At 68.5% G+C, this 13,115-nt stretch carries 10 protein-coding genes; 7 read left to right on the top strand and 3 right to left on the bottom strand.

Features of this window, described 5'->3' with window-relative positions; translation table 11 throughout:
* The first annotated feature begins 21 nt into the window (after positions 1-21).
* Positions 22-768 (top strand): sugar transferase, encoded by a 747-nt coding sequence (locus OV208_RS25400; protein ID WP_324291410.1) that lies wholly within the window; start codon positions 22-24, stop codon positions 766-768.
* Here the strand turns inward: OV208_RS25400 and OV208_RS25395 are convergent.
* Both OV208_RS25395 and OV208_RS25390 read right to left on the bottom strand, forming a co-directional pair.
* Entirely contained in the window at positions 689-1,840 is a 1,152-nt protein-coding gene (locus OV208_RS25395) for a DegT/DnrJ/EryC1/StrS family aminotransferase (protein ID WP_267576482.1), read from the bottom strand. The two genes, OV208_RS25400 and OV208_RS25395, sit on opposite strands and share 80 nt — an antisense overlap.
* 118 nt (positions 1,841-1,958) lie before the next feature.
* On the bottom strand, positions 1,959-3,338 hold the full coding sequence (locus OV208_RS25390; protein WP_267576481.1) for a hypothetical protein: 1,380 nt from the start codon (positions 3,336-3,338) through the stop codon (positions 1,959-1,961).
* 223 nt (positions 3,339-3,561) lie between these two features.
* Here OV208_RS25390 and OV208_RS25385 point away from each other — a divergent pair, with 223 nt between their 5' ends.
* Positions 3,562-4,512 carry a GNAT family N-acetyltransferase gene (locus tag OV208_RS25385; RefSeq protein WP_267576480.1) on the top strand — a complete coding sequence of 317 codons (951 nt, stop codon included), beginning with the start codon at positions 3,562-3,564 and terminating at the stop codon, positions 4,510-4,512.
* Positions 4,513-4,618: 106 nt separating this feature from the next.
* On the opposite strand, the gene OV208_RS25380 is transcribed toward OV208_RS25385, so the two are convergent.
* On the bottom strand, positions 4,619-6,631 hold the full coding sequence (locus OV208_RS25380; RefSeq protein ID WP_267576479.1) for a polysaccharide biosynthesis protein: 2,013 nt from the start codon (positions 6,629-6,631) through the stop codon (positions 4,619-4,621).
* 305 nt (positions 6,632-6,936) lie between these two features.
* Between OV208_RS25380 and OV208_RS25375 the strand changes: the two genes are divergently transcribed.
* The 5 genes from OV208_RS25375 to OV208_RS25355 all read left to right on the top strand — a co-directional run bounded on the left by OV208_RS25375 (position 6,937) and on the right by OV208_RS25355 (position 13,096).
* Entirely contained in the window at positions 6,937-8,391 is a 1,455-nt protein-coding gene (locus tag OV208_RS25375) for a pectin acetylesterase-family hydrolase (protein WP_267576478.1), read from the top strand.
* A 931-nt stretch (positions 8,392-9,322) separates the two neighbouring features.
* Positions 9,323-10,600 (top strand): hypothetical protein, encoded by a 1,278-nt coding sequence (locus OV208_RS25370; RefSeq protein WP_267576477.1) that lies wholly within the window; start codon positions 9,323-9,325, stop codon positions 10,598-10,600.
* Positions 10,601-10,704: 104 nt separating this feature from the next.
* Complete coding sequence (locus OV208_RS25365; protein WP_267576476.1) at positions 10,705-11,532, top strand: hypothetical protein; 828 nt, start codon at positions 10,705-10,707, stop codon at positions 11,530-11,532.
* 92 nt (positions 11,533-11,624) lie between these two features.
* Positions 11,625-11,945, top strand: a complete 321-nt coding sequence (locus OV208_RS25360; protein WP_267576475.1) for a hypothetical protein — start codon at positions 11,625-11,627, stop codon at positions 11,943-11,945.
* On the top strand, positions 11,942-13,096 hold the full coding sequence (locus OV208_RS25355) for a hypothetical protein (protein WP_267576474.1): 1,155 nt from the start codon (positions 11,942-11,944) through the stop codon (positions 13,094-13,096). Before OV208_RS25360 ends, OV208_RS25355 begins: the two co-directional genes overlap by 4 nt.
* The last annotated feature ends 19 nt before the right edge of the window (positions 13,097-13,115 follow it).

Below are 13,115 nucleotides of genomic sequence, written 5' to 3'. Positions count from 1 at the left end.
CCACGCCTGGGAGCACGACACATGCAAAGACAGTCAGGAACCGGCCGGTTCCTCAAGCGGTGCATCGACGTGGCAGCCGCGGGAATGGGCCTCGTGTGCCTGTCCCCGGTGATGGCCGCCACCGCGCTGTTCGTCCGCATGACGCTGGGCCGCCCCGTCCTCTTCCGCCAGCAGCGGCCTGGGCTGGGTGGCCGGCTGTTCACCGTGCTCAAGTTCCGCACGATGCTGGACGCGACGGACGCGCACGGCAACGCGCTGCCGGACGAGCAGCGCCTCACGTGGGCCGGGCGGCTCTTGCGCTCCACCAGCCTGGATGAGCTGCCGCAGTTGTGGAACGTGCTCCGGGGCGACATGAGCCTCGTCGGGCCCCGGCCGCTGCTCGTGGAGTACCTGCCGCGCTACTCCGCCGAACAGGCGCGGCGCCACGACGTGCTCCCGGGCGTCACCGGCTGGGCGCAGATCAACGGTCGCAACGCCATCAGTTGGGACCAGCGCTTCCGGCTGGACGTCTGGTACGTGGACCACTGGAGCCTGGCGCTGGACGCGAAGGTGCTCGCGCTGACGCTGCTGCGCGTCGTGCAGCGCCAGGGCATCTCCTTCGTGAGCGACGCGACGATGCACAAGTTCGCCGGCAACGCCCCGCCCGAGTCCAACGTCGTGGCGCTCCGGCAGGGCGGCGACGAACCCTTCAGCTCCCCGTCCGACGGACCGGATTCCGGGCCACGGCGCGCACCACCTCCACCACCCGCTCAAGCTCCTGGGACGTGAGGTTGGAGCCGGAGGGCAGGCACAGCCCGCGCTCGAACAGGTCCTCCGCCACGCTTCCGCGCCGCCGGTCGAAGGACGCGAAGACGGGCTGGAGGTGCATGGGCTTCCACACCGGCCGCGCCTCGATGTTCTCCTTCTCGAGCGCGGTGCGCACCACCTCCCGGTCCGCGCCGAACGCCTCCGGGTCGATGGTGAGGGTCGTCAACCAGCGCGTGTGCCGGCCCCACGGCGCCTCCGGCATGAACGCGACGCCGGGCAGGTCCGCGAACGCCTTCGCGTAGAACGCGTGGTTGGCGCGGCGCGCGAGCACGCGGTCCTCCAGCACCAGCAACTGCCCCCGGCCAATGGCCGCCAGCACGTTGCTCAGCCGGTAGTTGTAGCCAATCTCCGAGTGCTGGTAGTGCGGCGCGGCGTCGCGCGCCTGCGTGGCCAGCTTGAGGGCGTGTTGGATGAGCTCCCCGTCGGAGGACACCAGCATCCCGCCCCCGGACGTGGTCAGGATTTTATTGCCGTTGAACGAATAGATGCCCACCCGGCCGAACGTGCCCGGGGCGCGTCCCTTGTAGGAGCTGCCCAGGGCCTCCGCGGCGTCCTCCACCACGGGGACGCCGTAGCGGTCGCACGCGGCCAGCAGGGGGTCCAGGTCCGCGCTCTGGCCATACAGGTGGACCACGATGACCGCGCGAGGCAGCCGGCCCGCGCGGGCGCGCGTGGCGAGCTCTTCCTCCAGCAGGGCCGGATCCATGTTCCAGGAGGTGCGCTCGCTGTCGATGAAGACGGGCGACGCGCCCAGGTAGCGGATGGGGTTCACGGAGGCGGAGAACGTGAGCGTGCTCACCAGCACGTCATCCCCGGGCCCCACGCCCACCAGTTGCAGGGCCAGGTGCAGCGCGGCCGTGCCGGAGCTCAGCGCGAGCGCGTGGGGACTGCCCACGCACCGGGCGAACTCCTCCTGGAACGCGTCCACGTGCGGTCCCAGCGGTGCAATCCAATTGCTCGCGAAGGCGTCTTCGACATAGCGACGCTCGAGCGTGCCCATGTGGGGCGAGGACAGATAGATGCGGGAAGACATGCGATGAGGCTCCGGGGCTCGGACCGGGGCCCGTCCCCGGCGTTTCCCGAAGCGTTCGCACACTCCCCTCCCCCACGCGCTCGGGCGGGGGGAGGGGGTGTTTGTTCGCATTGCGGAACTACTGGCCGGACAGCACCTTCGCGTTGAGGGCACCGTTGCCGTAGAACTGCGTGTTGTTGCCCACCTTGTGCGTCTCCAGACGGCGCTGGAGGTTGGCATCATAGCGGCCCAGCTTCATCAGACCGTCGTTGAACCAGCCCGTTCCACTGCCCGTCCCGTCCACGTAGTTGGCGTAGCGGGTGGCCGAGGGCCAGATGACGTTGTTGAGCGTCACGACGAACTTCTGCATGTCCGTGGCCGTCCACTCCATGCCCGCGTCGCGGGCTTCCACGAGGTAGGCCATCACGCCGTTGCCGTGGGCCACATCCTGGCCGGGGCGAGCGCTGGAGCCCCAGTTGGCGGCCCAGAAGTACGCGGCAGGGTTGACCATGCTGGTCTTCAACTGTCCGCGCAGCGAGGAGGTGTTGTTCGGCATGTCACGGTTGATGTTGTTGAAGACCGTCATGTACGTCGCCTTCTTCGTGGCGTCCGTGGTCATGCGCGACAGGTCCATCGCCATGTACGCCCAGTGCGACGCCATGTGCGTATTGACGCGATAGATGTAGCTGTTGGCGCCGCGCTTGAGCCACTTCTCGAACATGTTCCGCTCGGTGAAGGCCAGCAGCTTGTCGTACTGCGCGCGGTAGTTGCTGTTGTTGTACAGCGCCGGCGTCTCCTTGATGACGCGCAGCATGCGCGTCACGTACCGCCAGCAATAGCTTTCGAACAGGGGCACTTCCTGGCCCACGGTGTCCGAACGGGCGGAGGCCCAGCCCATGTAGCTGTCCTTGAACTGGCTACGGGGCAGCGACGAAGAGACCTTGGCGTTGTTGACCACGTTATTGGCGTAGAGCAGGGCCCGGTCCAGGTACTGCGTCTTGCCCGTGGCCCGGTACATCGCGGTGTTGCCGTCAACACCGTAGCCCAGGTTGTAGAACTGCCAGCTGTCGAGCGACTTGCTCATGGGCAGGAAGCTGGAGGTGTGCTCGGAGTTCCAGCGACCGAGGAACAGCGTCTCCCAGGCCGCCACGGTGCGAATGCCCGTGGCCGCCTGAGCGGTGGTGCCCAGCGCTTCCTCCTGGGACGGAGCGGCCAGGTCCGCGGCAGGAGCCGACGGCGCCTCCGCGACTGCTTCTGAGTCCGAGGGTGCGAGTGCGTCCGCCTCCTGGTCCGAGGGAGCAAGCGCGTCCTCGTCCTGGAAAGAGGGAGCGGGCGTCTGTGTTTCAGGGTTGACGGCTTCAGGGGTGCCTTGCGCGTTTTCTCCGCTGGTGTCGACCGAGGCCGTCTCGCCGGGGGTGGCTTCCGGGTTGGGGCCACAGGCACCCCCGACCAGAAGGGCGAGCGACAGCAGGGACGACAGGGCAAGACCAGACGTGTTGCTACGACGAGATTCCGACATCAGTGGGTCCCGTGGGGTAGGTCCGGTGTACTGCCCCGGTGCGCTACCCTGTTGTGAGAACGCCGGAGTGCGTTCGCGGCCTTCAAAGAGTTGAGTGCCCCACAGAATTCCTTTGTGTTTAGACAAACAAAGGGAATGCCTGGCCGTTTGTCTTTGGTACCAGGTGGCATGGGCCTGGCTGCCTGAGCCGGTGAAGCACGCACGCGGAGCAGGGGAGACACACATGAGAAGGGTGCAAGCGAGCGCCATGCTGGTTCCCGACGCGGGAGCCTCGGCGCTATCGGAGGAGTACTTCCGCTCCGCGCACCACCTGCGGGCCGAACGGGTGACCCACACCCTGGTCCTCCGCGGACACGCGGGGGGAGTGCTGCACCTGCCACTCATCGTGCGCCCCATCGAAGGGACGCCCTACCGCGACGCCATCTCCCCCTACGGATTTCCCGGAGGGGCCCTGGACGGGCTGTGCGAGGTGCCGAAACTGGACGTGGACTGGAGGGGCACGGAGCTGGTCAGCATCTTCGTGAGGGACCGGGTCCAGGGGCCGCCCTGCTTCGCGGAGCCGACCGCGCGCAACGAGGTCTTCTTCGTGGACCCGAAGCTGCCGCTCGACATCAAGGAGATGCACCGCCGGCACCAGCGGCGCAATGTTCGGCAGGGCTTCGTGAGCACCGTCCGTCCCGCACGCGAGGTCTCCTGGGAGGAGCGGCGGGGCTTCCTGGAGGTGTACCGGCAGACGATGGTCCGCGACCGGGCCTGCGTCAGGTACTTCTTCTCCGACGAATACTTCGAGGAGGTGTTCGCTTCGCCCGGTGCCTGGCTCGCGACGACGCGCGCGCCGGACGGACAGGTCGCCTCCAGCGCGCTCGTCGTGCGCAGTGATGGCCTGCTGCACTACTACCTGGGCGGAACGGCGGATGCGCACCTGGCGCGCTCGCCGGCGAAGAACGTCTTCGGCGCGATGATCGACCTGGGCAGGGACCTGGGGCTTCCCCTGCACCTGGGCGGTGGGCTCCAGCCGGGGGACGGCCTGGCGGACTTCAAGCGGGGCTTCGCGAACGCGAGCGCCCACGTCCACACGCATGAGATTGTCTGCGAGCCGGGGGTGTACGCGCGGCTGACGGAGGAGCAGCCCTCCGGGAGCTTCTTTCCGGCCTACCGGACGCCACGGCGCTAGCGGCGGGGACCTGCGTCGTCGGAAACGTCGGAGGCCCCGGCGTTCCCACGCTCCGGGGAGAAGGAGCGTGAGGACGCCGGGGCCCCGGGTGGCACTTCGGAAGGCTTCAGGCGCTCGCGGTCTGTTCGGCGCCCAGGGGAAGCGGAGGGGTCCGGGGACCGCCCGCCCCCTGCGGGTTGACGCCATCCATCAGGGGGGCGCTGCCCGGCACGAGGACGTTGCGCGGCTTCGACGGGGTGTACGAGGGGATGAGGTCCTGGAGCGTGAGCTTCACGGCCTGGACGTCACCGGCCCGGGCCGCCCGGTCCAACCGGAGCAGCTGGAGGTCGAAGTCGCGGGGAGGCGCGGGGCTGCGCGCCACCTTGATGCGGTTGCGGACCTGCTGCGTGAGCTCCTCTTCGTCGCTCATCAGCGTCTCCTCCAGCTTCTCGCCCGGGCGCAGCCCCGTGTAGACGATGGAGATGTCCTTGTCCGGCACCAGGCCCGTCATGGTGATCATGTTCGCGGCCAGTTCGGCGATCCGCACGGGCGCGCCCATGTCCAGGATGCACAGCTCGCCGTAGCCCCCCAGGCCCGCCATCACCACCAGCCCCACGGCCTCCGGGATGATCATGAAGTAGCGGGTGCAATCCGGGTGCGTCACGGTGACGGGGCCGCCCGCCTGGATCTGCTGCTTGAACAGGGGCACCACGCTGCCCGCGGACCCCAGCACGTTGCCAAAACGGACGGCGCAGAACGTGGTGCGGGATGTCACCGCGATGTTCCGGATGACCATCTCCGCGAGCCGCTTGGACGCGCCCATCACCGACGAGGGCATGACGGCCTTGTCGGTGGAGATGAGGATGAAGCGCTCCGCGCCGCAGGTGTCCGCCATGCGCGCGACGTTCTGCGTGCCGAAGACGTTGTTCTTGATGGCCTCCTCGGGCGAGTCCTCCATCAGCGGCACGTGCTTGTGCGCGGCCGCGTGGAACACGTACTGCGGCCGGAACTCCTGGCCGATTCTCAGCATCCGGTCCAGGTCCCGGATGTCCGCCACGACGGAGCTCACCGGCAGCCCCGGGTAGCGCGCCTGGAGCTGGCGCACGAGCAGGTAGAGTTCGTTCTCGTTGATGTCCACCACCACCAGCGACGCGGGGGCGTGGCCCGCCACCTGGCGCGTGATTTCACTGCCGATGGAGCCCGCGCCGCCGGTGACGAGGATGCGGCGGCCGGACACCAGCCGGTGGACCTCCTGGTGGTCGAAGGCGATGGCGTCCCGGGGCAGCAGGTGCTCCGGGCTGAGGTCATGCAGCATCGCGGCGGAGATCTTCTCATCCAGGTAGGCGAACGAGGCCGGGATGATCTTGAAGCTGACGCTCTGGTGCCGGCACAGGCTCAGGATGTGCCGGGTGCGCTCCGGCGACAGGCGCGGGATGGCGATGAGCACCTGGGTCACGCGGTGCTTCGTCATCAACTCCGGCAGCGCATCAATGACGCCCAGCACCGGCTTGCCATTGAGGAAGGTGCCCTGCTTGCCGGGGTCATCGTCCACCAGTCCAATGACATGCCAGGGGCTGCCCGAACCGCGCATCAGGTCGCGCAGGAGCAGGTCCCCGGCGCTGCCCGCCCCCACGATGAGGGTCCGCAGGGCGCCATCCGCCCGCGAGCGGCGCTGCTCCAGGTACCACTGCCGCGCCATCCGCGGCGCGAAGCGGTGGATGCCCAACAGCGTGGTGGTGGCGAAGAACTCGAGCGCGACCACCTGACCCGGCACCGCCCGGGCGAAGAACACCAGGCGCAGGAATTCGAACACGATGCTGGCCGCGACGTTGGCCATCACCAGCCGGACCGCTTCGTTGAGGCCGGAGCGGCGGAACGACCAGCGGTGCAATCCCAGCCACACCAGGGCGACCAGGCGCACCGCCAGCAGCAGGGCCAGCGCTCGCGGGAAGTCCTCCCGACCCTCGGCTGGCAGCACGCCGTCGAAGCGCATCAACACCGCGAAGAAGAGCGCTCCGGTGATGAGGGCCGCGTCCACCAGCAACGTGCGCAGCGAGCAGAGCAGGGGCGAACTCCTGGGTGCGCCCTCCACGGATGCGGGCGTGATGCTCAGCCCTTCGACCTTCGAGGAACTCGTCATGTGGCCTACCCCTTTTGGCCTGGCGCGGCTTTGAATCCGCTTCCTCCGGACGTCCGTAAGGAAGCTCGCCCCAGTTCAGAAACGCGAGGAAGGGTTGGACGCTTGGACATGAATCCCAAGCCGTCCCGCAGGGCATCCACCGCGCGCACGGGGCCCCTGGGCGTCAGTGAGCAACAGCACCCCACCGCGGGTCTGCTACCGGCCCGCTGAAGATTTCCGAGAAAGCCAGTTTCGGAGTTTTTTCCCGAAACCTTGGCGGATGCGCTGGGTTGAACCGCTCCAGTGTCTTGCTGGAAGGGGAACCCATGCGGATGGATGTCTTCGTCGTCGCCTTCGGGCTGCTGGTGGGCTGTGGCAGGGATGTGTCGTGGGAAACAGAGCCACCGGAGGGGGTCGGCGCGGTGGCCTCCGCCGCCGTGGCCACCTGTGGCAACGGCATCTTGGAGCAGGACGAGCTGTGTGACGGAGGCGGCGCGGTGGCGTGCACGGCCCTGTCCGCGCTGTACACCGGTGGGCAGACGGTCTGCTCCAGCACCTGCCGGGGTTACGAGGTGGCGCGGGACTGCCGCATGAAGCCGGGTGTCCTGGTGGAGACGATCCGCCCGGCCCTCCGGGAGGCTTCACGCTGGGCGGGGGCGAAGTGCAACGACGGGACGAGCTTCGCCTTCAACTTCAGCCCCTCGCCCACCGGCAGCAAGGTGTGGGTCATCAACCTGGGCGGCGGCGGCTATTGCGACGGCACCACCAGCGCGTGCGCGAACCGGGGGGTGCTGCTCACCAGCAAGGGCGAGCCCGCGGACCGGGCGCTGGAGACCCGGGCGGGCTCCGGCATCCTGTCGCGCGACCCGGAGGAGAACCCCACCTTCGCGGACGCCAACCAGGTGAGCGCCCACTACTGCTCAAGCGACCTGTGGACCGGCACGAACCCCACGCCGCAACCGGTGGATGGTGGACTGCGCTTGCGCTTCAACGGCCGGCTCAACGTGCGCGCCCTGTTGGAGGTGCTGCGCCGCGACTACGGCCTGGATGACCGGAACAACGCCCTCAAGGTGGTGTGGACGGGCTCATCCGCCGGAGGCAATGGCGCGCAGAACAACGCGGACCAGCTCGCCCGCGCCCTGCCCCGGGCCCAGGCGGCCCGCCGGCTGTGGGTCATCTCCAGCGCCGGCTGGATGCCCTTGAACTGGACGAACCCGGACTACACCCAGAGCGGCATGGGGATGCCAGACACCGTCGTCTCCGCGCAGCTCGCCACCCTCTACCAGGCGGAGTTCAGCCCCGAGTGCCGCGCGCTGGCGAGGGCCGCGGGGCGCCAGGAGTCCGACTGCTTCGCGGGCCTGCCCACGGTGGCATCCCTCCACCTGCCCGTGGCCCGGGGCGGGCTGGGACTGCGGACGCTGGCGGCCACCAACCGCCGGGACCCCGTGTACACCACCCACCACGGGCTCACGGACCTGAGCGCGAAGACGAACGCCGCCCTGCAGGAGTGGGACGACCTGATGGCGCGCGAGATGCGCGACTCCGGCGTGCGCTGGCTCTTCGCGCCCTCGGATGATCCGCGCGTGGGTTCACAACTGCACGGCGTCTACGGCCCGTGGCGCCTGCCCTTCAAGCCGTTCAACGCCACCAACGACGTGTGCGACGACCTGCCCGCGTACACCGTGCCGGACTTCCGCGAGATGGTGACGCGCTTCTTCGAGGACCCTTCGCCGGACACGTCCCACCTCAAGGTCTGTTTCAACGGAGAGTGGTTGCCCTGAAGCAGGGACACCGCCCGGTAAGGGGACACCGGGCGGCGTCGCCGGCGGTGGCTCAGCCGCGGCTCCCGCTGGCTCCCACCGCAAGAACCGTCTTCAGGGGAGCTTGAAGGGAGGCACCCTGCGGACCTGTCCCCTCCGCATGGGGCCCAGCACGGTCATCCACCCGTCGTACTCCGCGACTCCCCGGCGAAACAGAAAAGGAGCGCGTCGTGCGCCGCAGGCAGGCCTGGAGTCGCTCCAGGTCCTCCAGGGAATGGAACGCCTCCGGCTGCGCGAGCCAGGTCTCGTAGAAGGTGCGCAGGAACCACTCCTGGCCGTGCCGGACCACGACGAGGCCCGCGCTGACGCCCCAGCGGGGGCTCAGGCACACCTCGTGGGGGTTCCAGGTCTTCAGCTCAAGATGGCGCTCCAGGAGCCTACCCTGGAGCGGAAGGGCCGGGAGGGGCGACCGGGCCCCACCCCTCCCGCGCGCCGCACCGCGACATCACCGGAAGCCCGTGTCCGCAATATTCACCCGGAGTGACCTCACCCCCTGGGTCGCGTCACAGCTAAAGCAGACAGCAATATTCACCCGCTGAATAAACACATAAAATGACGCAATTCAGCACTTAGCTGGAATAGTGAATTCTCACGAATAGAGCGATTTTCACTATGCGTGCTGTCTGCTTTCTGTATGCTGTGTCCCGTCCAGGTAGGGCTGCCGTGCCCTGGATCGGGGGGGAATCCATCACGTCTCACATCAGACCGGGTGTGCGAACCACGCGTTGCGCACACGGCCTGGGCATTGATTCCATGCAAATCCTTGTCGCACGCGCTGGAAGACAGCCGGGCCACGGGAATGCCATACAGAAGCCGCCACCTTCCGGTGCGCGGACACGAGACGGGTGTGCCCTCTGTTACACCCCACACGCATCAAGGAAGACCCAGACACATGAAGAAACTGCTGATGTCCGCCGCCGTCATCGCGCTTTCCTCCACCCAGGCCATGGCCGCGCCGATGTCTCCTTCGGCCCGCCCCGTGGCGCAGAACTTCTCCGCCACCGTGCAGGATGCCTTCACCCTGCTGGGTGACACGGACGACCTGAAGCTTGTCTATTACATCCCGCGCCGCGGTGGCGTGGCGGTGCAGTCGCCGCTGAGCACCAATCCCATCCCGCGCTTCAACATCACCGCCTATACCCCGTCCTTCGGCTTCTTCGCGGGCGAGGAGCTGACCACGCTGGGTGGTTCGTTCTCCACCACCAGCGACCTGGGCGCGCTGGGCCTGCTGCAGACGGAGGCCCTCAACAAGGGTTTCCGCATCGCCGCGGCCCCGTCGAAGGCGGCCCGCAGCCAGTTCATGCTCTCCGGCTACGCGCCGCCGAACGGCCGCGTGGAGATCAAGTGCGACAAGGAGATCATCCAGGTCACCAGCCCGTCGACGGGTGAGGTGCGCAACGTCACCATTCCCAAGTGCTTCACGCACGACGACCCGACGCAGCCGTACGACCTGGACACGAACGTGATGTACAAGTTCACCAGCTCGCCGCCGGTCGGCAACAGCACCGTGGCGCAGGACATCCCGTTCCAGGCGACCACGCTGCCCAACTGGGCCGGCCCGCTGCGCGCCATGATGAGCAGCGGCGGTCAGTGGGACCACGTCGTCAACGCGCAGGTCGAGTGGACCGTTCGCACCAGCGAGCTGACCCGGCAGGCGCGCTTCAACATCAACTGGAAGTCCATGTTCGAGCAGGCGAGCACCTTCGCCGCCTTCCACCTGAGCTCCTGCGTGGACATCGAAGTTCGCGGCTTCTTCGAGCGGCTGACCCAGTGCACGGCGGAGAACGCGTGCGGCATCCGCATCGAGTACCTGCAGACCAACGGCACCTGGGGTCCCCGCGCTCCCAATGACGCCAACTTCATCAACGTCGTGAACGCCGTCCAGCAGCGCCTGCAGACGGAGCTGTTCAACGAAGTGCGCAAGTACACGACGCCGGTCAACGGCCAGGTCTCCAACCAGGTCAACTCCGTCTTCACGCTGCGCGCCAACTACGAGAAGCTCATCCTGGACAAGAACGAGGTCGTCTACGTCCAGTACAACCCGGGTCCCACCGAGTTCAACGCCAGGACCAACCTCAACGTGACGTGCCTCATCGGCGGGTTCGAGTCGGGCCGCACCTACTGGGACATGGCGGACGCCGGCTGCCGCGCGATGCTGGGCCAGCCGTAAGGGCCTGACCGGAAACGCGGGGCTGGCTGTCTCCCGGGGGATTACCCTCCCCGGGGGGCCGTGGCCCCGCGTCTTCCTTTTCCTCCTTCCAGGCAGACACCCCCATGCGCATCCAACACGCCCTCACCCTCGCCGTGCTGAGCCTGCTCGTCATGGCTCCGGCAGCGAATGCCCAGACGTCCCCGCCGCTCGACTACGTTCGCCGCATCCAGCAGAACGAGATGGTCTTCGTGCCCTACATCGGCATGACGCGCGGCCCCATCTATTACACGAAGTATGAGCAGGTCTCGACGGGCGTCTCCGGCGCCAGCGGGTTCCGCCGGGTCATCCTCAACCTGACCCCGACGGCGCACCGGCTGAACCAATACAACAGCTTCATCTCCCAGAACGGCATCACCGACATCAAGACCAACCCGGTCCCCGCGGTCGGCTCCTGCCAGCCCTCCGAGGAGATCAAGGCCCTGACGGCCTACATGCCGGAGGGCTTCAAGCCGAAGGTCCTCGCCGGCAACTACCCCACCCTGTGCAGCCTGAGCGTGTACTTCCTCCCCGAGGAAGAGGTCGCGACGATGGCGTTCATCAACACGCACGCGGTCATCGTGCTGCGCGCCACCGTGCCCCTGTGCGACCCGGCGAGCGCCCGGCTCAACCTGGGCCCCATCAACCAGCGGCTCGTGCAGGCCGGCGTGCTGAGCACCAACGCCGCCAGCGAGCTGGTGGGCAACAGCTGGGATGTCCTCTTCGAGTCCGCGAAGCTGGCCCAGACGGCGCCCTACCTGTTCGTCACGTCGGATCCGCAGGTGGGCTGGGAGATCTACATGAAGTCCTTCACCCTGGATCTCACCGCCCAGACGGCGACGATGACGGCGCTCACCGCGGGCCAGCAGGCCTACATCTGCACGCCCGCGCCGCTGTCCCTGACGTTCGGATAGCCCCGGGGGGCTTCCCGTTTCGCGGCAACAACTTCCGGAAGCGGCCATGGCGCGCGCCATGGCCGCCTCCGGCGTGAGGAGGACGTCTGACCATGTGGAGAGGGATGTGGGTCGTCGCGGGGCTGTTCGGCTGGGCCGCGTGTTCGGGCAATGAAGGGGTCGAACCGGAGGGCCCGGAAGCGCGCAAGCAGAGGATGCGCGGATGCATCCTCCAGAAGCTGCCCCCGGCGCAGGTGGGCGCGGAGGCGTGGACGGTGTCCGGCTACGTGCTGGTGGATGCCTATGCGCGGTGCCTGGACGCCAGCGACACGTCGACGGCGGCGGACTTCCGCGCCGTGACGGAGGGCATCGCCGACCTGCAGGCGGAGCCGTCCTGGGTGCGCATCACCGCCTCACCGGAAAGCGGCGGATGAAGCTGCTCGTCCTGCTCCTGCTGGCGTGGAGCACGCCCGTCCTCGCCGCGGCCAGCGGGCCGGAGGCGACCGAGTGCGTGGGCTGCCACACCCCGAAGCGCACCGAGCCCCAGGCCCGCTTCGGCAACGGCCTGGGCCGGTGGAACGACAGCCAGTGCTACGGCTGCCACGCGGAGCTGAACGAGGTCGCGCGCCTGAACCAGCAGGGGCAGCGCGACGCGCGCTACTTCGCCGTGCCCGTGCGCGAGGAAAAGCTGGTGCGCATGGCCACCTCGCCGCTGTCGTACATGAATGCACCGGAGGCGGTGGAGCCCGGTGGTGGCGCCATACCCCGGGTGTCCGGGGAGCGGCTCGCGGCCTTCCTGCGGCGTCCCGGCAGCCTGTCCTCGAAGGACGGCGGTCGTGCGCCCCGGATGATGGCCTACCCCGCGCTGACCCCCAAGGCGCTGCGCTCCGTGGCCGCGCTCCTGGCGGTGCGCGAGCCCCTCCGTGAGGAAGCGCCCGCGAAGCTGACGGAGCCGGAGAAGAAGGCAGCCGACGCGCTGTGGACCGCGCGCTGTGGCTCCTGCCACGGCGGCACGAAGCCCATGGCGGGCCGGGGTCCCGTGGCGCTGGGGCTGCACACCGCGCAGTGGCTGCACGCGTACGCGAAGGGCCAGGCCAGCGTGCCGGGCAGGGCGCGCCTGATGCCGGTGGTGGAGCTGTCCCTGGACGACGCGAAGCTGCTCTACCGCTGGTTCGGCGCGGCGAGGACGGAGGCGGAGGGCGCGCTGGATGCGGGCGTCGCCCGGCTCAAGCTGGAGGCCGCGGCGGTCCCCCAGGCGGTGCCGCCCGCGTTCATCCCCTACCTCTGGGGCTCCTTCTTCCGGGACGCCACCTGCGTCCACTGTCACGCGACCAGCCCGCGCGCGGCCGGGGCCTTCAAGGCGGACGCGGAGGGCCTGAAGGCCTACCTGGGCCGCAAGTCAGGCGAGGAGTTCTGGCGCCGCCTGGAGACCCGTTCGCTGGAAGCGGAGCACGGACTGGTCGCCGCGAAACCCGGCATGCCCATGGCGGGCACCGAGCTTCCCGCGCAGGTGCGGGGCCTCATCGCGCGCTGGGTGCTGGAAGGCTGCAAGGACCCCGAAGGGAAGACCTGGTGCCGTCGTTGACGGCGCCCGGGACAAGAGG

Origin of the sequence: Corallococcus sp. bb12-1, assembly GCF_026626765.1 — a bacterium.
GTDB lineage: Bacteria > Myxococcota > Myxococcia > Myxococcales > Myxococcaceae > Corallococcus > Corallococcus terminator.
This window is presented reverse-complemented; position numbering and strand designations above follow the sequence as displayed.